Annotated in this window: 8 protein-coding genes and 1 pseudogene; 5 read left to right on the top strand and 4 right to left on the bottom strand. The window is 37.4% G+C overall.

The window, feature by feature from the left end:
- Positions 1-335 precede the first annotated feature (335 nt).
- Entirely contained in the window at positions 336-821 is a 486-nt protein-coding gene (locus IC221_RS28145) for an SMI1/KNR4 family protein (RefSeq protein ID WP_188172131.1), read from the bottom strand.
- A gap of 159 nt (positions 822-980) precedes the next feature.
- Here IC221_RS28145 and IC221_RS28140 point away from each other — a divergent pair.
- The 5 genes and pseudogenes from IC221_RS28140 to IC221_RS28120 all read left to right on the top strand — a co-directional run.
- Positions 981-1,157 (top strand): annotated as a pseudogene (locus IC221_RS28140) (transposase); the annotation flags it as partial.
- A 500-nt stretch (positions 1,158-1,657) separates the two neighbouring features.
- The gene (locus tag IC221_RS28135) at positions 1,658-2,719 is read left to right on the top strand and encodes a cyclic GMP-AMP synthase DncV-like nucleotidyltransferase (protein WP_188172129.1); all 1,062 of its coding nucleotides are present in this window, start codon (positions 1,658-1,660) and stop codon (positions 2,717-2,719) included.
- Positions 2,720-4,396, top strand: coding sequence for a ThiF family adenylyltransferase (locus IC221_RS28130; RefSeq protein WP_188172128.1), 1,677 nt, complete (start codon positions 2,720-2,722; stop codon positions 4,394-4,396).
- Positions 4,381-4,866 carry a Mov34/MPN/PAD-1 family protein gene (locus IC221_RS28125; protein ID WP_188172127.1) on the top strand — a complete coding sequence of 162 codons (486 nt, stop codon included), beginning with the start codon at positions 4,381-4,383 and terminating at the stop codon, positions 4,864-4,866. Before IC221_RS28130 ends, IC221_RS28125 begins: the two co-directional genes overlap by 16 nt.
- Positions 4,859-5,971, top strand: coding sequence for an SAVED domain-containing protein (locus IC221_RS28120; RefSeq protein ID WP_188172126.1), 1,113 nt, complete (start codon positions 4,859-4,861; stop codon positions 5,969-5,971). The genes IC221_RS28125 and IC221_RS28120 overlap by 8 nt, the downstream gene beginning before the upstream one ends.
- 74 nt (positions 5,972-6,045) lie before the next feature.
- Here the strand turns inward: IC221_RS28120 and IC221_RS28115 are convergent, their stop codons facing one another.
- From IC221_RS28115 to IC221_RS28105, 3 genes are all read right to left on the bottom strand, one after another.
- On the bottom strand, positions 6,046-7,677 hold the full coding sequence (locus IC221_RS28115) for a PfaD family polyunsaturated fatty acid/polyketide biosynthesis protein (protein ID WP_188172125.1): 1,632 nt from the start codon (positions 7,675-7,677) through the stop codon (positions 6,046-6,048).
- A gap of 285 nt (positions 7,678-7,962) precedes the next feature.
- On the bottom strand, positions 7,963-14,889 hold the full coding sequence (locus IC221_RS28110; RefSeq protein ID WP_188172124.1) for a beta-ketoacyl synthase N-terminal-like domain-containing protein: 6,927 nt from the start codon (positions 14,887-14,889) through the stop codon (positions 7,963-7,965).
- Positions 14,890-15,507: 618 nt separating this feature from the next.
- Positions 15,508-19,299 (bottom strand): SDR family NAD(P)-dependent oxidoreductase (locus tag IC221_RS28105; RefSeq protein ID WP_188172123.1); only part of this gene is annotated, 3,792 nt, incomplete at its 5' end.

Here is a 19,299-nt window from a genome sequence, read left to right as displayed (position 1 = left end):
CATTTTTAAACTGTTTATGTTCATACGATTTAAAAATGAAGAGTATTTGGAATTTTTGATGGTTTTGCGACAGCCCCAACGAACCACAAGCAAAAAACTCCTATACCTGAAGACCTGAGCTTGTAAAATCCATTTCAAGAACACTTAACTAATTCTGTCACAACTTGTGACAAAATCGAAATCAAAATTTATAATTAACAAAAAAGTCCCTACTCACTGTCCCTCCACACTATTCTAATTATCAATCCGAAAGGTATTCTTTAGAACTATATTATTGTATAAGTCTATAACTTATAACAAAAAAATACAAGCTTTATATCTCCTTCATAGGAGAGTTAACCATTTAATTCAATATTCTCTTTCATGGCTTTTAAATATTTTTCTAGATAAGATGATAAAGAATCAAATTTCATAAAACCAGGTATCCATGCACCATACATATAATAATAATATTTACCTTTCTCCTTAGATAAAAGAAGTAATGTTTCTTCATCAGGTAAACCTCCAATAACAATACTTTTTTTTAACCATTTAAACTCATTTTCTGAGCCATATAGCTCTAAAAGCATCGATTCCCTTTCAGATGATAATCTAATATCATTAATCCCCAAAAAGGAGCCAAAAGAATACCCTCCACAATAAGATGTTAGACCGTTCACGTTTTTTAAAAACATCACATAGTCAGAAGGTAATTTTAAACCAATTTCCTTCTCCAATTCAAGTATTTGGCTATCAGTTATTAGTGTCTCATTTTCAACATCTATTTCTTCTTTTAAGAAAGTTTTATGGAGTTCTTTAATCGATTTAATTAATTCAATCATAATAAGGTTTTAATAAATTTCCACTGTTCTTTGCGTTCAGCCGACAGGTATCACTAAGAGCTTTTATATTGATTTATATGCTTATCCGCTTAAATAACAGTACGTATTAAGAATATGTCCTGAACCTCTAATTTAGTTTAAGAATTTAAATTAGAAGTTATGAAAATAATAGAATTTACTGAAAGTTTTCCTGATGATCAGTCCTGTATTGATCACTATAAGTTAATTCGTGAAAAAGAGGGTATTACCTGTAAAAAATGTGATTGTAATAAGCATTATTGTTTAAAAGGTATAAAACAGTGGCAGTGCTCTTCTTGTAATTTCAGAACGACTCTCCCCCACTGTTCTTGGTGTCAAGCCGTTAGCCGTCACTAAGAACTTGCGTTTTGTATAAGTCTATGACTTATCACCAATCACCCAAAATCAAATATCCAACCTAATGTTAATTGCTAATGGTATGTGAGCCACAAGGCATTGTGTCTCTACAAAACGGTAAACTTCCAATAATAGCACTAACCTAATAAATCACACATGTAGAAGCGTTGCTTGCAACGACTTACAAACCACAAGTTCCTCTTCCCTCTTCATTCATACCTCTTCCCTCAAAACGCCTCTCACCTCAAAATCCCTTTCTTTTTTTCGTATTTCTTAATTTAATTGTTTGCTATGTTAACAAAGAGTTTTTAAATTTAAAGAACCTAACAGCAGACTGAAAATGAACTAAAACCTTTTAATCTTTACTGGTGATTTTTTAGGAATGTTGTAAAAAATTAATCTCTAAATATGATCAAATTTATATTATATCATATCTTAACTTAAACCTTTCCTTCAATAAGATGGACAAACAAATACAAAAATGCTTTCAAGATTTCCATGATGAAATCAGAATTAAAGATTTAGATAGAGTTGAAGAAAGCAATAAAATCTTACGAGAAAAAAGAGATTTATTATTGAATGACATAAAAAAATATTTTGATAATAAGAATTTAACACTTGATCAAAATGACCAAATTAAATACCAATGGTTCAATCAAGGTAGTTATGCAATGTATACGGGTGTTAAACCAATTGATGATGGTGATTTTGATATTGACGTAGCTATAGTCTTAGATATAAATAAAGATGACTATAGTAACCCAACTATTGTAAAAAAATGGATCTTTGATGCATTAGATAAAAAGGCAAATAGAACTGTAAAATGGAAAAAACCATGCATAACAGTTCAATACACGAAAGCTGGTGAAGACATGTACCATGTCGACTTCGCAATATATGCTGGAAAAAACTCTGATGAAAAATATTATTTAGCAAGAGGAAAAGAAACATCTCTAAAGGCTGAAAAAAGATGGGATGAATCCTCTCCAAAAGAACTTAAAGAAAAAATTAATGATAAGTTTCTAGATACAGAACAACGAAAGCAATTTAAAAGAATAATTAAGTATCTTAAAAGATGGAAAGAGGAAGCATTTAAAGGTGAAAATAGTGGTTCAGGTAAACCAACAGGAATAGCATTAACAGCTTTAACTTATGATCACTTTAGTCCTTTCACAAAAAATGTTTTTACTAATGAATTAGAAGTAAACGACTTAGAAGCTTTAATATATACTGTAAATCAAATAAATAATTCAAGTATTTGGTCTGATATTAAAGTTCATTTACCCGTTTCTCCTTACAATAATCTTTTTTCTGAAATGACTCCTATACAAATGCAAAACTTTAAGGATAAACTGACAGTATTGAAAACTAAATTAGTAAATGCAAGAGATAATATCGACCCTCATGAAGCCTCTAAAATAATAAGCAGTGTATTAGGACCTGATTTTCCTATTATCAAGAAAGAAACAATTTCAGAAAAATCATCAAGACCTGCCATAACTAGTTCAGGAGAATCAGCTTAAATGAATATTAGAGAAATCACAAATCATTTAGAATCAATTAATTTCATTTCAAATATTGAAAAAACAGACTCTTCTATCAAACCGAAAAGAGGAGTTGAATCTCTTTTCAAATTTGAAATGAAATTTCAGAATCAATTGGAGTCTTTCTACATAGGGTTTAATGAAAACTTCCCACTTGTAAAGCCGATTTTTTTTATCAAATCATTTAATCAATATGGATTTATTCCCCATGTTGAACCTGATGGTTTTGTTTGTTTTGCCCATGATGAAGGATTAGTTCTTGATTTCAAGAATCCAAAAGGGATAATAGAAGAAAGTATAAATCTTGCAGTTTCAACTTTAGACAATGGTATTTCTGGTTCAAATAAAGATGACTTTTATAATGAATTCGATAATTATCTAAAGTCAAATCAATACATAGAAAAATCTGCCTATTCACTAGTCGATACTCATGATTCAATAAAAAAAATTAAGGCATTCAAAATAAATAACACAATATTTTTATCTGAAAGTAAAACTAAGCTAAAGCAAAGCAACTTAAGTTCAATTCAAAATAAGAAAATAGATGAATTAGAACCTTACATTTATGTTCACCTTGATTCACCAATAAAACCCATTGAATTTGACAAAAAATGGTACAGAGATGAAACTATAAAAACAATAACAGAACGCTTAAGCAAAAATAATAAAGCAAAGTTGAACACCTTAATGCATACTAATAAAACTTCGAAAATATTATTGCATTTTATAGCTCCAAACTTAAGCGAATGCTTAATAGGACTCGATATAAAAAAAAGGGGGCTTTCAATTAGTTCAGAACAAATTGAAATTGATGTTTCTTATATCAATAGATTAGATTCAAACTATTTTAATAATAGAGGAGGTGCCTATAATGATCTAAAAAGCAAGAAAGTATTATTAATTGGTTGTGGTTCAGTAGGAGGTTTTGTTGCCCATTATCTGGTTAAGTCTGGGATTGTAAATTTAACTCTTGTAGATAATGATAAATTTACACCTGATAATATTAATAGGCATATATTGGGTTTAAATTCAATTAATAAATTAAAAACAGAATGCTTAAAAAATTTTATTAATAAATCAGTCATTAGATGTAATATTTCGACTGAAAATAATACAATCGAAAAAGCTATAAAAATTAAAAATATTACATTAAAGGACTACGATTTAATAATATCAGCTACTGGAAACCCTACTATTAATTTATGGTTAAATGATTTATTGATCAGTAAACACAAAGTTCCATTAATAATAACTTGGGTAGAACCATATGGAATAGGAGGACATAGTATTTTAATCAATAATACCAAAAAGGGATGTTACCGATGTTTAATGGATCCAATTACAAACCACAACGAAGCCGCATTTTACTCGCCTAATCAATCATTTATCAAAAGCATTTCAAGTTGTTCAAGTGTTTTCACTCCATATGGAATTCTAGATTCACAACAGTCTGCTAATACTTGTGTTAGACTTGCATTGAAATATCTTTTAGGAAACGAGGAAGATAACCCAATTATTTCTTGGAAAGGAGATAGTAAAACATTTACTGATAATCATTACAAATTATCCAAAAGGTATGAATTAAGTTCTGAGGATTTGTTTAACGCAAGGTATTCTTTTAAAAAAAATAATTGTGAAACATGTGCAAAGCTTTAAAGTTTAGATTGCCTGTAAGTGGTATAATCCAGATAAACGAAGATATTGTTAATAAATTAACCACATTTAAACAAATTGAATCAGATAGTACTGAAGCCGGAGGTATCATCCTTGGTCGAAAATTAATAGGTACTAATAATTTAATAATTGATGAGATTACAATACCATTTCCCGATGACATTAGAAAAAGATATTCTTTTAAAAGAAAACAGGAAAATCATCAGAAAGTAGTGGAAACAAGATGGAAAGAATCAGAGAAAACTGAAAACTATTTGGGAGAGTGGCACACACATGCAGAAGATAATCCTACCCCTTCTAACATTGATAAAAATGATTGGAAAAGACGTATAATGAAAGATAACTTATATTTAGACTTTTTAATTTCAATAATTGTAGGTAGAAAGAATATTGAAATTTGGGTGACTGATAAACAAAAAAATGTAATTAAACTAAAAAAAGAAAATGTTTAAACTAAAACACAAAGAACTAGAAATCAATTTATTCATTTTAGATTTCTACAATAAAATATGCTATGCAATACTTGGTTTAGGTATCTATTTAGTTAAAGACAGTTTTAATATTAACATTTGGGAGCGATTCGTTATTATTTTAAATAATGAATCTCAGTCAATTAATTTCAATAAGGACACTGAGACTAATTGTATTGAATTAATCTTAGGAGTAATATTTATTATTACATCAATTATTATTTTTTTATTGAAAAGTAAATACGAATTATGGAGTAAAGTAAAGTACCCTCTAAATTTATTAGCAATTAAACACCAAGGTTTAAAACCAATAAATCTACCCGACTTTAATCAAAAGGTAGCTTGTAAAGATTTTCGTAGGTATGAAGTCCGTGTAATTACAATAGATGAAATAGATCATCAATTAAATGGTAATTATCAAGAAGCTATAACTAATCAAGATCAAAAAATTATTGATATTGAAAGCTTAAAAAATTCATTTATGCATCATGAATTAGCATATTGGGGAATTTCTAGAATTCCTTTAACATTCAGACTTGGAACAAAATTAAGTGATACACAAAAAGTTCATGTTTTTGATTATAAGAGGGATGAGCAAAAATGGAATCAACTTTCTTACTGTAAATTTAAAAACCTAATTACTAAACCTAAATTATTTACTTTTGATCAACCTATTATTCAAAAAAGTTCATCACAAGATGTAATTTTATCAATTAGTGTTTCATTTAATATTTCAAAAGATGATTGTCTAGAGGTAATTCAAGATTATTACAAATTTTATAATTTGAAGTTACCAAATATTGAAAATGGGAAAAGAGATAGGTTTAAAACAATTAAAGAAATTAATGCACTATCAAAACAATTTAGAAAGATTCTTGATGAGATAAAAGAAAATTCAAATATCAAAACTATTCATCTATTTTATGCAGGACCAAACTCATTAGCTTTTAAATTTGGTACTATGATATCCGAAAGTATTCATCCTAATATACGTGTGTATAATTATAATAAGAAAGATGAACCATGCTTTTCATGGGCATATGACTACAACAATGATAATATTATTTTCACAAATACACTTGTATAAAAAAGACCCCATCGCCATAAGCCACGGGGTCAATCAGAATAAATAAGATATGAATGAACAGCTAAGCGTGAAAATTAATATTTCACACTTGCTGCTTTGAATTTGCCGTCGATTTGTACGCCATGCATTTCTAAGTATTGCAATCTGTACAAGTAGGCAGCGCCGTTGAACAATGCGTGAGCAACGTCTACTGCTTTACGGTTTTCCCAGTTTTCAAGAGGAGTACCTTTTACCCACTCGTTGAATGCACCCATGGCAGGACCACACCAGATTTGGTAATCCAACTCTCTGCCTTTCACACCACGGTTAGCCCATGATGAAGAAAGTCCTAAGTACCAACGGAAGATCAATGCCATCTTACGCTTTGGATTGTTTTCTGATCTTGTAATTTGCTCTGGATCACGCTCTTGGAAAAACTCAATACACATCTTCCAGATATTCTCTAAAGTATCTTGGAAGACCGTCTTTTCTAACGTAGCACGCTCTTTGGCTGGAATCGCATCGATGCCATCATAAGCGATGTACGTATCGTATAATTTTTGTGCTCTTAAAGCGAACAATGTTCCCTTCTTTAACACTTGTAATTTCACTCCTAACTCAAACATATCTGATGCTGGCGCCATCATGATGTCTGTCATTCCCGCTTGTGCTAACACCTTACGAGAGTGATCTGATGCACCTGACTCTAAACATGCTTGGTTGATTGAACCTGTTACTACAAACGCCGCACCCATAGCGAAAGCCGCTAATACAGATTGAGGCGTTGAGATACCACCGGCAGCACCTACACGTACTTGCTCAGGGTAGTTCAATTCCTCTTGGATTCTGTTTCTTAACAACAATACTGATGGTAATAAAGATACCAATGGTCTATTGTCTGTATGTCCACCCGAATCTGCTTCTACAGTGATGTCATCTGCCATAGGCACTGATAACGCCAATGTTGCCTGTTCAGCAGTAATCTGACCTTCTGCTACCAACTTGTCTAAGATTGACTTTGGAGCTGGACGCATGAATTTCTCCGCTACTTCTAAACGAGATACTTTAGCGATGATCTTGTTCTCCATATGGATCGATCCATCTGCATTTTTCTTTAACCCTGCCGCTCTGAATTTCACAACGAATGGCGTTAAATCCATAAATGCTGAAGCTTCAATCACTTTCACACCACGCTTTAAGAATAACTCACAAGCTTCACGCTCTAAAGCTACCTCGTTCGGTGAGTGAATTAAGTTGAACGCATAAGGACCGTTTGGTAAAGCCGCTTGGATTTTGTCGATCGCCTGCTCAATTCTTGAAGGTATTAATCCACCCGCACCAAATGAACATAACATCCCTGCTTTACCTAAAGCAATCACTAGGTCTTCCGAAGAAATACCGTTCGCCATTGCACCACCCATATAGTTATATTTCAAACCATACGCCGCTCTGAATGAAGGATCACCCAATGCTTCTGGCGCATAAGCTGGAATATTCGCTAAAAGTTCTGCAGACTGTAAATCCGATGAAGAGGCTGTTCCCATTCCATCTGCTACACCTACTGTACCTTCTTGGTTTCTGATCACAAACAACTGCTTGTCTAATTTCTCAAACTGCTGCTTGATCTCCTCCGTTGTATATTTTGCAAAGCTTGAAGCACCAAACCACTTGGAAGTAGAGATCGCTGCTGATTTCAAGCCGTTATTTTTAATTGTCAATGTATCCATTTTTATGAATTAAGAATTAAGAGTTAAGAATGAAGATTCTTATGGTTCTTAATCATTTACATTCTAATTTTTTTTTAATGTTTCAAGTGTTAAGCGTTAGCGTCACTTGGAACTAAGTTATTGGCGAAGTCTCCCGACTTCGAATCCTACTTTGTATTTATTTCGAAGTCAGGAGACTTCGCCAATGTTGAATCACAAGTGACGCCTGTCGGCTTAACACTTGCGATATCGCATATCGCATCATCAGCCCATGATTTAAATCATGGGTTGATCATGCGGTTGGAATTAACCAATTACTAATGAAAGATCAGTCAATTCGTAAATACGAAGATCGCCTTTCCAAAGGTTCGCATCTACAAGGATTACGACTTTACCGTTTTCCTTTGTTACTTCTTTGATATGGCAGTCCAAGTTCATTGTTGGATCACCTTGAAGGATTTGACCTCTGTATTTCCAAACGGTTTTGTTTGGAGCGTGGTGGTTGAAACCAACGTTCGCTAAACCGTCACCTAACCCTTGTTGTAAAGCCCAAACTTGTACTGCTTGGTGAATTGCTTCTACACCTAATGAACCTGGCATTACAGGATCTTGGTAGAAGTGACAAGTGAAGAACCAATCGTAGTTATGGATGGCACGAGTGGCGTGGATATATCCTTTACCGTACTTACCACCTTCTTTGATGATTGTTGCACTGTCTAACAAGTTCAGTTGATCTTCTGCCAAGTGTAATCTTGGTGAAGCTGGGTTGGTAGACTTATATAATTTCATTTTACCGAATAATGAATCCAAGTTGAAAGTGATGGCTTTCGATTGGTCATAATCCGTTACGTCTTTCCATGCTGCTACTTTCTCGCCTGAGTCTAAACCTGCTTGGCTAGAAAGGTCTGCTACTGTAAAGAATCCGAATGAAGATGAACCTACGTAGAATACTGTACCGTCTACTGAAAGTTCGAATGTATAACGTTGTAATACTGTACCTGCAAGGTTAGTATGTGACGTCATCACTACTTTGTTCGTGATTGTTTTTCCTTGAAGATCTACATCTACTAGCATCTCACCGTCACCGTCAAGGTTACGGAAGAATAAGTCTTTGTCTGGCACTGATAAAGTAGAACCTAAGTAAGCACCTAAGAATCCACATGGCTGTAAGGCAACTTCCATCAATACTGAGTAAGGCATTACTGGAGAAGCATTTTGCTTGAAGTACCAAGCATCTACAGGCACATCGTACTCAGAGATGATTGTAGGGTTGTTACTGAAGTCGTGTCTTTCATTGCTGATTGACAATACTCTTGAGATCACTTGAAGATCCGTGTTTGGCTGACGTGATAAAGAACGTCCTTCGAATACTTTGTACTCATCACCGAAACACTTGTATACTGGACCTAATGCGAATTGTGTGATATCACCTTCGTCTAGTAAAACCTCTTTGTTTACAGGCTTCACATACACACCGTGATTCGTGTTCGCTAAATCCTTTTTATATTGAGGGTTGTCTTTTTCTTGTAAACGAAGACCTAGGTTTTCGAAGTACACTGACGACAATCCATCATAAACGATTTCTAAATCTGCCACTACGTAAGGTTCAGGTACTAAACCTACTTCCTTCACGTCCATACGGTAGATCAATTTACCGTCTTTGGCATTTACTTCTTTACGACATCTTACTTTTTGAGGGATGTCTAATACAGGTTGGAAACGAGCATCTTTAGTCAAACGCTGCATACCCATGTATAACATTAAGAAACGTAGTAACTGTCCGCCACCTTCAGCTTGTAATGAACCCGCTAAAACTTCGTCATCTCTGAAGTGACAAGGGAAGTACCAATCGTCTGCTTTCAAGTCTTTCTCAGCTTCAATCCATCCTAGACCAGCGTGACCACCTTTGATGTCCAACTTCGTGATACGGTCTAACATTAAGATGTCTTTTGGAGGAAGACGTAATGATTTGTTTCTACCTAATGTATTGTAATCCGAACCAAACACACCTGCTAAATCACCTTGAGTTAATGCTAAAAGCTCCTCTTGGTTGAATGTTGTTTTATCACAGTGTAATAATGGCTCGAAGAATTGCTTCTTACGGTTGTTTCTTTCTTCTAATTCCTCTGGCTTGTAAACAACGCCTTGGCCTTCTGCAAGATCCGCTTCGTTGAAGAAACCTGCACATCCACCACGCATTTTCAATACCATTCTGTCCTCTACGTAGCAATCGTAACGGAAGAAGAAAAGAAGGTTGTTTCCATTACGTACATAGCTATCGATGCTGATGTCATAACGTAACGTTTGTCCTTCGAAAGGAAGGTCATCCAAGAAAGTCAATGTACAGTCTAATAGACGGTATTTGTACTCTCCTTTGTTTTGGAAGTCAATCCCCAAATATGAAATTAATAATAAGTCACACTGACCAGATTCTACGGCAACAGCCCAAGGAATTTGTCCGTCAGTTGCAAACCAAGAGTTGTAAGGAATATCGTATTCCGTTGTCAAGCTTGATGGCTTGTACTCATTCGTTTTCGCATTCAATTTTGTTACACGGCTCACCAACAAGTATGGAGGCATTGGCAACATTACACGACAAGGATACGTGTCGATAATTGAGTACTCAGGTCCGAATACATCTGAGATTTTTCCAGTAGCAAAAGTCAAAAGATCTTGCTCGTCCCAGATCGCATCTTTCTTGCTCGCTTTGTAATCCGGTGCATCGAAATCATAAAGTGCCAAGCCGTTCTCAGCAATCTTTTGTTTCACCTTATTTTCAATCACATCTAAGGTTGAATTCTTATCCATATCTTTGGTGGTTGTTTGTTCTTCTTTTTCTGATAAAGCAAACATGTCAAATTCCTCTCCTGCTAGCACAGGCTCCGCTGTATTGACTCTGTTTGTTGAATTGATGAAGGCTGCTTTGTTTTCCGCAGTAAATGCGAATTCTTCAAAACGGTTGCCTCCTGTATGTAAAGTCTTATAGATTTTCTTTCTTTGAATGCCTTTCGTTGACGTCTTCGCAATGATGGCTTGAAGATCAAGTTCTACGCCTTGACCTAACAATTGAGCAATCATTCCCATAAAGCTTTTCAACGAATCAGAACCTTTACGGTCTGTAGCAATTGTTGCAAACTCCTCTCCTTTCAAGATCTCACCAATCCATCTCGAAAGCGTTGCATTGGCACCTACTTCGATAAACAATTCATGTCCATCTGCATGCATGCTTCTGATCAACTTCGGAAGGTTTACTTCTTCACAGCAGACATCTTTGGCATTCTTGGCAATGTCATCTTCGTTTAAGGCTAAAGGCTTTTGTGTAACCCCCGAGTAAACCGTTTGAGGAATCGCCTTCTGTAATGGAAGGTGATGCATCGTAATAAACTCTTCCGTTACACGGCTGATGAAAGGATGATGCACACAGTTGTTGATGGTTAATGTCACTGAAGAAAGGGCATGCTTTTGCATGATTTCCTCTAAGATGTCATTATCACCAGACATAATGATTTCAGAATCGGTATTGATGAAAGTCAGGTACACTCTTTCGTATTTCCCTTCTACTTCACCTCTGAACCAATCTTCTAATGTATCATACCCTAAAGTTGTAGCATTTAAGGTGATGAGACGGCTTCTCCATTTTGATTTTGCAGTAGCAGCATCCATCCTCCATTCTTCACCAAGAATCGTCATAGCCCCACCTACAACCTCAGAGAAGATATTTGATTCCAAGAACTTCTCATCTACTAAATGAGCATCCCAGAATCCTTGAGAATACCACAGGCTAGACGTCTCACCCATGCTGTATCCTGCCAATGAATCGGCTTTTACTTTCAAGATATCTTGTAAAAGCGTTGTATAAGCAGAAGCAAAGGCCACACCGATCGCCATTACAGGAAGTGCATTTGTTCCCAAATTCTCTTCTTGTTTTTTGATCTCCTCAGCCGTTGGCTTTTTCAACGTTCTTGGATATAAATATTCTGTAAAGAACGCTCTGTTCGGGTGGTTTACAGAATTTTTGATGTGATCATACAAGCTTGGGAACATCTGTAATAATGAAGCTCCGAAACCTTGATATGCCGCGCCAGAACCCGGGTACATCATAGCTACTTTACCCCCAATTGGGTTTGGATTGTAATAGCTACCCGTTGGCATTTGTAAGGCTTTCTTTCCTTTGTAAGCATCCTTCATGTGGGCTTGGAAAAACGCCACATCACGCATTAATTCTTTCTCGCTTTTCGCAACGAAAATAGGCTTAATAGGTGCATTAGGATTAAATGCTTCGCAAAGTTTGTCTGATGTTTCATTGAAACCTAGCGTTTCTACATCAGTTAGAATGCCTAAAAGTTGCTCGTTGATTCCCGCTGGTCTTTCAATTGAAAGTGGGAATAAACGCTCTCCTCCTTTGGCTAAATAAGGGCTACGTTCGTCTAACTTTGGATGCGAACCTTCAGACATTAAAACATGCGCTGAAGAACCATCTGTTGCTAATCCTGAAATCGCCGCTCTTAATGTATCTTTTCCTTCTTCGATGACCCAAGGTGATGAAACCTGAGGAACGTAGAAAGGTGTGTTTTTAAATTTCTCCTCGAATTTAGGACCTGACCACTGAGGTGCAGCAGGAATAAATCGATGATAAAGTGATAAAGCTGAACGGATAATAGAAGCGATACCTGATGCTGAGAATGTATGTCCTACCGTTGCTTTGGCTGAACCTAATGCACACGTCAACTTACCTTCTTCTGATTGATATACTGAAGTCAGGCCTTCAATCTCTGCTTTATCTTCTGATGGAATACCCGAAGCTGATACTTCTAGTAATCCAATATCAGAGGCGTCCAAACCATTACTTTGTAATAACTCTTCCGCTCCTTGAGCTACAGTTTGACTGTTGATCTCTCCGTTTAAAGAAGACAGGTTGGACTGTACAATCGCAATGTCATCAATCTGCGCATACACACGATCATTTTTCGCATCTTCCGCTCTCTTGATTACAATGGCACCTGCACCTTCACCGATATTCCAACCATTCGTTTCTGTATTCCAACCAAATGAAATATCACCGGTATTAACTGGATTTAAAACGTGACGGCTTAATACCCCTTCCATACTTCCGGCAAGGTCAATCGCTCCTACCACAACGGCATCTACTTCACCTAAAGCCAACATATTTCTCGCCACATCCAATGCTTTATAAACGGCATTTTCGTTAGAAGAAATCGTGAATGAAGGACCAGTGAAGTCCCAAAGTGCTGAAACTCTACTAGAGATAATATTACCAATAAATCCAGTATGTTCTGATGGAGAGTGATCTTCGAAGGCTTGGAAAACAGTGTTCTTTAAAACATCAGAAAGTGATTCTTTCTTTTGCACGTCCATTTGAAGACCTGCCATTTCCAATGCTTTTTCCACTTGCCAAATTAGATCCCAACGTCCCATACGGTGGTGGATTTCTAATTCAGATTCCATTGCCGTCAATACCGCAACGTTTGCTCCTTTTCCTTCTAAATCTTTTAACCCTGCATCATGCAATGCACGGTCTGCTACTGTAAGCATTAAAGTCTGCTGCAACGTTAAACGTTCCGCTTCTTTCGGTTGGATTTTGAAACGAAGAATATCCAAATCAAATTCTTCCAACCAAGCTCCTTTCAAGCGTTTAATATCTTCAAGCCCAAGTCCTTTTTTCAAGGTCTCCAACTCTTCCATTCCTTTCCAACGGTTGGCCGGAAGCTCTTTAAAGAATTGCTGTCCTTGATAAAGAGATAAGTAAAAGTCTTCTAAGCTGGCACATCCACCGAAGTGAAGGTCCATACCTACTATTGAAAGCGATTGCTTAGGCGATGTAATTTGTTCTTTTTCTACCTCCACTTTCTCATCGTAAGCCGATAAGATCATGTGAGCATTGGTACCACCAAAACCGAAAGCATTAATACCCGCGTGAGGTTGCTCTCCTTTTAATGGCCACTCTTTATTTTCCAACATCATTTGGTCTCTACCAACTTTCTGATCATTGGAATGTACTGCACCGTCAATTTTGATCGTTGCAGGGATAAATTTCTTTTGCATCGCAAGGATCACTTTCAGCATACCTGTCATTCCGGCTGCTGTCAATAAGTGTCCCATATTTGATTTTACAGACCCTAAGAATGGAGGTCTTACTTCTTCTTGTGCAAAGAAATCGCTGATTGAATTGATCTCTGTCGTATCACCTAAAGGCGTACCTGTCGCGTGACATTCTAAGTAATCAATTTCAGCAGGAGTCAAGTTTGTTCCTTTATAAGCTCTCTCGAAAGAAAGTTTTTGTCCTTTAGGGTTAGGACTTAAAAGGAATTTACCTTTTCCATCATTCGATAAACCTACGCCATCAATAACGGCTAAGATTTTATCACCATCTTTTTGGGCATCACTTAATCGTTTTAAAACGACCATACCTGCTCCTTCTGATGAAGTCAATCCACCTGAAGTATTATCCAAAGGAGCAGACTTTTCATTCATACGTGCATACGCATGGAAGTAAGAGAAGCCCATGTGAATAAACAATGGATCGGCACCACTCACGGCCCCTGCCAACATCATGTCAGCTTTCCCCAATTGTAATTCATCAATGGCTAATTTGATGGCATATAAACTAGAGGCACAAGCAGCGTCTAATGAATAGTTGGTCGAAGTCAATCCTACCGCTTGAGCGATCAAGGCAGAAGGTGAATTCGTCAATAATGTCTCATGGATATTGGCGTAGTAACTTGTATTAGCGAAAGGAACTTTTACTTCCTCTCCTGTTAATTCAGTGAATACTTTAGTGGCCAAATCTGCATAGATAGGAGCAAAAATCTGGCGTGAACGACGCGTTGGGAAAGACAAGTTACCTACAATAACACCGCAGTTTTTGTCCTGCGTATTTTGCCAGTAACCACTATCTTTTAAAGCTTGTTGAGCTACATATAACGACCATTTGAATTGATCGTCTTGTTTTGCTAGTAAGTCTCTCTGGATTTTGTAGTCCGATGGATCAAATTCGAAGTTACGAACATAACCACCACGAATCGCATAACATTTATCCAGTTTTCCTTTTTCTGTATGATAAAGACGATCGGGATCTTGTCCGAACGTCACTTCATCAGATAAAGTCACGAGGTCTTTGTTATCAAGTAGGTTATTCCAGAATCCATCTAGTGTAGATGAACCAGGGAATAAACCTCCCATACCAATGACCGCAATTTTGTCTTTTTTACTCATTCTATATCTTATTTTCTTCTTTACCTTCTTTTAAAAGGCTTGAAGTTTTAATTGATAGGTTATCCCTACTTTCTTTCCTTCTTCTTCATTTTTGTCTTGAAACAAAAACGAAGCAAAAAATTCAAGACTTTGAAGTCTAAAGCTAAATTGGTTTCCTTTCGCCTAAACGATTCAAACTCGCTGCGCTCAAACAGTGAATCGTTCTTTACGGCTCTCTTCAATCAATTCTTAACGCTTTACCCTTCAAGGTCAAACAAGAAGAGTTTTTCTTTCAATTTTGTTGTCTAAGATTTTCACCTAGACCAATGATAAAGTCTTCCACTTTATCACTTAGATGACTCAGGTCTAACGAAAGACCTGAATCATTATATTTTACTAGCGCAAGTGTTGAGCGAAGCATCACTTGTGCTTGTTATTCTGAATAAGTCTGTAGACTTATAGATTTAAAAGTCTACAGACTTTTTCAGAATCTAGGTCCAAGTCTCGCTATCGCTTAAGACTTGAACCAGGATGTGTGTGTGGGCCTGTTAAGTGAGAGTTATTAGGTAAGGTTCAGATCAAGGTTAAAATCTCTTCCCTCTTCATTCTTCCCTCTTACCTCAAAACTCTTCCCTCAACTTATTGCCAAGTTAATTCACGGCTGATAGTCATAGCCGCTCCGTAACTTTTCATATAAACTTTTCCAGTTTCAGCATCGTAAGCTGTAATGTCTGAAACCATAGAGAAGTCATCTGCTTTTTTCACCTCGATCTTCACATAGAATGGCTTTCCGAATGGAAGAGCATCGAAGATCTCAACGTAATCCGTGCTTAGTGGTAAACTTGCTGCACCGTGGAAGCGGCGTACCCAAACGACTGCTCCTTGGTACATGATATCCATTAAGTAAGGATTCACTTTTTTCACTGGAACCTGACCTTGACGTTCTTCTGTTACACCTTCGTGCTCACATAAGAAAATCATGTTTTTCTCGTCCATCTCAAGGATTGACTTGATACCATTGAAATCCGCTCCGTGGAAAAGTGTTCCGTCTGTATATACTGAAGAAGCATCGGCAACCGCTGGTGTATTGGCACTGTTTGGCAATGCTAATACGGGTGCTTCAACTGGTTCAGAAGTCAAAGTGATTTGCGTTTGGTAATGGTTCAGCGGAAGTTTACCTCCATTATCGCTAGAAACGTTCACTGTCAACGTTACAGTCTTTTCTGATTTTGACGTTTCTGTAACTTTAATTGTGTAGTCTTCCGCTTGAGTACCATCAAATACGATTCCTTTGAAAAGCTTTGCGTTGTCTACTCTTTGGATGTTGAAGCCAGGATATAAATCCGTCGCCGTTTGAACCATCCAAGTAGAAGCGTTTACGATTGGTAATACTGCATTACCTTGGATCATATGATGCTGAAGGAAAGGATTTTTCTCTTCAGTCATATTTCTCTTGATCGTAAAGCTTTTCAAATCACCTGTAATATCTGCTTTCGCAAGTGGTAAAGTACCACCTAAAATCACTTGAGGTTGTGCTTTAAAAGCGTCACTTAATTGATCCACCATTGCTACAGGACCTTCATCAGAAGGAACTAGAGAAACACCGTGCGCTTCGAATAATTTCTTTAATTCTCCGCTTACCATACCTGCGTCCCATGCACCCCAGTTGATTGAAGCAACATGTACGTCTGGATGGTTTTTCTTGAATAAGTGTGCTACTCTGTTCAATACCTCGTTCGCAATTGCATAGTCTGTTTGACCAACGTTACCGTAGAATCCGGCTACAGAAGAGAACAATACAACGTGTTGGATATCGTGGATATTGGCAGCTGCAGTAGCGGCTAATAAACCAGAGATCTTCACATCATAAACGTTATCGAAGTCTGTTGCTGTTTTGTTTTCTATTAGTTTGTCTGCTAAACGACCTGCACCGTGGATGATTCCTGTAATTACACCTGTTTTCGCAACGATTGGTGCTACAGCTGCTTTTAATTTTTCAGCATCTGTTACATCTGCCGCAGTGTAATATGCTTCCGCGCCTACGCTTTGGATATATGCTAAGTTCTCTTGGATTTCTCTTTGAGAAAGTACCGCACCTACCATTCTGTTGACTGTCTTAGGAAGTGGTTTCTCACCGCTTTCCTTCAAGAACATCATAGCGTTTCTTTTCAAGATTGGCTCTTCTGCTACACCTTGTGCCCATGTTGGCTCTTCTGTTGTTAATGCCGAACGACCTACTAAGATAAACTTAGACTTGTACGTTTTCGCCATTGCTCTAACACAATCCGCCGTTACACCTTTGGCTCCGCCAGTTACTAAGAATACGTTTTGAGAAGTAATACCTGAAGTACGCATTGTACCTGCTGTATGTTCTTGCTCAACTGCTGCTAGTGTGAAACGTTTTCCTTCCTCATTGTAAGAAGTTTCAGTAGTAGAAACGTCAGCGTCATTTAATTCTGCTACGATTTTCTTTGCTGCTACTTCTGCTTTCAATTGAGGAGAAAGATCTACACCTCTACAGAATACGTTTGTCCATTCTAAGTTTAATGATTTCGTTAATCCGAAGTATCCACCTCCGATTACTGAAACATTACCAGGGTTCTTCGTTCCGAAAGCACCTTCTAAGCGCGTTACTGTCATAAATGAAGCTCTAGTTGATTTAGAAGCATATTCATTTAATACAGGCTTAAGGTGTTTTGCCAATAAGTATGCTGCTTTCAACAATTCTTTTTCTTTGTCGAAATGCATACCCCATTGACCTAACGGGAATCTAAAGTGAGGATGTACATTAATAAACTGATCTACTCCACCTACTTGCGCTAATGCTGCTTTGATCGCATCATCAGAAATTTCAGCTAGAGCAATCTCCTTTACCTCGTTTGGTAAAGTCACTGCTGATTGACGAACCAATGAAGCTGGCATGGTCAATACAGCTACTTTTCTTCCTTCAGCCAATAATTCTTGAGCTAAAGAAACTGTTAATCCCGAGCCATCATTTGTAATGACTGTCCATGCATCTGCATTTTTCTCGATCACCAATTGATCTGGCTCGGGAATATATTTCAACTGTACATCGTAGCGTGCTACGCGATCATAGTTTCCAGAAAGGAATGAAGTATGATCTTCTGCAACTGTTGTTTCTGCTACTTCGTTAGTAGACTTTTTTTTTTCCGCGATTGACGAATTAGTATTCGCCTCTACACTGGGGGTGGACGCTCCTGCCTTTGAAGAGATGTACTCAGCAATCTGAGCTAACGTTCTCAACTCGGCTAATTCTTGTGGATCTACTCCTTGAACTGATGGATTCGCTTCTGTCATTGCACCGAAGATCTCTACACGTTTGATAGAGTCGATACCTAAATCAGCTTCCATGTCCATTCCCATTTCTAACATCTCTGCTGGGTAACCTGTCTTCTCAGCAATTACTTCTAAAAGTGATGCTTCGATTTCTGCATTTGTTACGCCTCCTTGTGCTGCTGGTGCTGCTGCTACTGGAGCCGTTGCTGGTGCAGGAGCTGCCGCTGGTGCTGATGTTGCGCCTGCTTTTCCTGAAATGTATTCAGCGATTTGAGCTAATGTTCTTAACTCGGCTAATTCTTGTGGATTTACTCCTTGAACTGATGGATTCGCTTCTGTCATCGCACCGAAGATCTCAACACGCTTGATAGAATCAATTCCTAAATCAGCTTCCATATCCATTCCCATTTCCAACATCTCTGCTGGGTAACCAGTCTTCTCAGCGATTACTTCTAAAAGTGATGCTTCGATTTCTGCGTTAGTTACGCCACCTGCTGCTGCTGGAGCTGGTGTTTCTACTACTGGAGCTGCTGCTACTGGAGCCGCCGCTGGTGCAGGAGCTGCTGCCGGCGCTGAAGTGGCACCTGCTTTTCCTGAAATATATTCAGCGATTTGAGCTAATGTTCTTAACTCCGCTAATTCTTGTGGATCTACTCCTTGAACTGATGGATTCGCTTCTGTCATCGCACCGAAGATCTCAACACGCTTGATAGAGTCGATTCCTAAATCAGCTTCCATATCCATTCCCATTTCTAACATCTCTGCTGGGTAACCTGTCTTCTCTGCAATTACTTCTAAAAGTGATGCTTCGATTTCTGCGTTAGTTACGCCACCTGCTGCTGCTGGAGCTGGTGTTTCTACAACTGGAGCTGCTGCTACTGGAGCCGTCGCTGGTGCAGGAGCTGCTGCTGGTGCTGATGTTGCACCTGCTTTTCCTGAAATATATTCAGCGATTTGTGCTAATGTTCTTAACTCCGCTAATTCTTGTGGATCTACTCCTTGAACTGATGGATTCGCTTCTGTCATCGCACCGAAGATTTCAACACGCTTGATAGAATCAATTCCTAAATCAGCTTCCATATCCATACCCATTTCTAACATCTCTGATGGGTAACCAGTTTTCTCAGCGATTAC

Origin of the sequence: Flammeovirga sp. EKP202 (assembly GCF_014534745.1) — a bacterium.
Classification (GTDB): domain Bacteria; phylum Bacteroidota; class Bacteroidia; order Cytophagales; family Flammeovirgaceae; genus Flammeovirga.
Note: the sequence above shows the minus strand (reverse complement) of the source record. Positions and strands in the feature narration are given on the sequence as shown.

Excerpts from the sequence above, each read along its gene's own strand:
- IC221_RS28125 (WP_188172127.1), top strand. The coding sequence starts at position 4,381 with ATGTGCAAAGCTTTAAAGTTTAGATTGCCTGTAAGTGGTATAATCCAG.
- IC221_RS28135 (WP_188172129.1), top strand. The coding sequence starts at position 1,658 with ATGGACAAACAAATACAAAAATGCTTTCAAGATTTCCATGATGAAATC.
- IC221_RS28120 (WP_188172126.1), top strand. The coding sequence starts at position 4,859 with ATGTTTAAACTAAAACACAAAGAACTAGAAATCAATTTATTCATTTTA.
- IC221_RS28110 (WP_188172124.1), bottom strand. The coding sequence starts at position 14,889 with ATGAGTAAAAAAGACAAAATTGCGGTCATTGGTATGGGAGGTTTATTC.
- IC221_RS28130 (WP_188172128.1), top strand. The coding sequence starts at position 2,720 with ATGAATATTAGAGAAATCACAAATCATTTAGAATCAATTAATTTCATT.
- IC221_RS28145 (WP_188172131.1), bottom strand. The coding sequence starts at position 821 with ATGATTGAATTAATTAAATCGATTAAAGAACTCCATAAAACTTTCTTA.
- IC221_RS28115 (WP_188172125.1), bottom strand. The coding sequence starts at position 7,677 with ATGGATACATTGACAATTAAAAATAACGGCTTGAAATCAGCAGCGATC.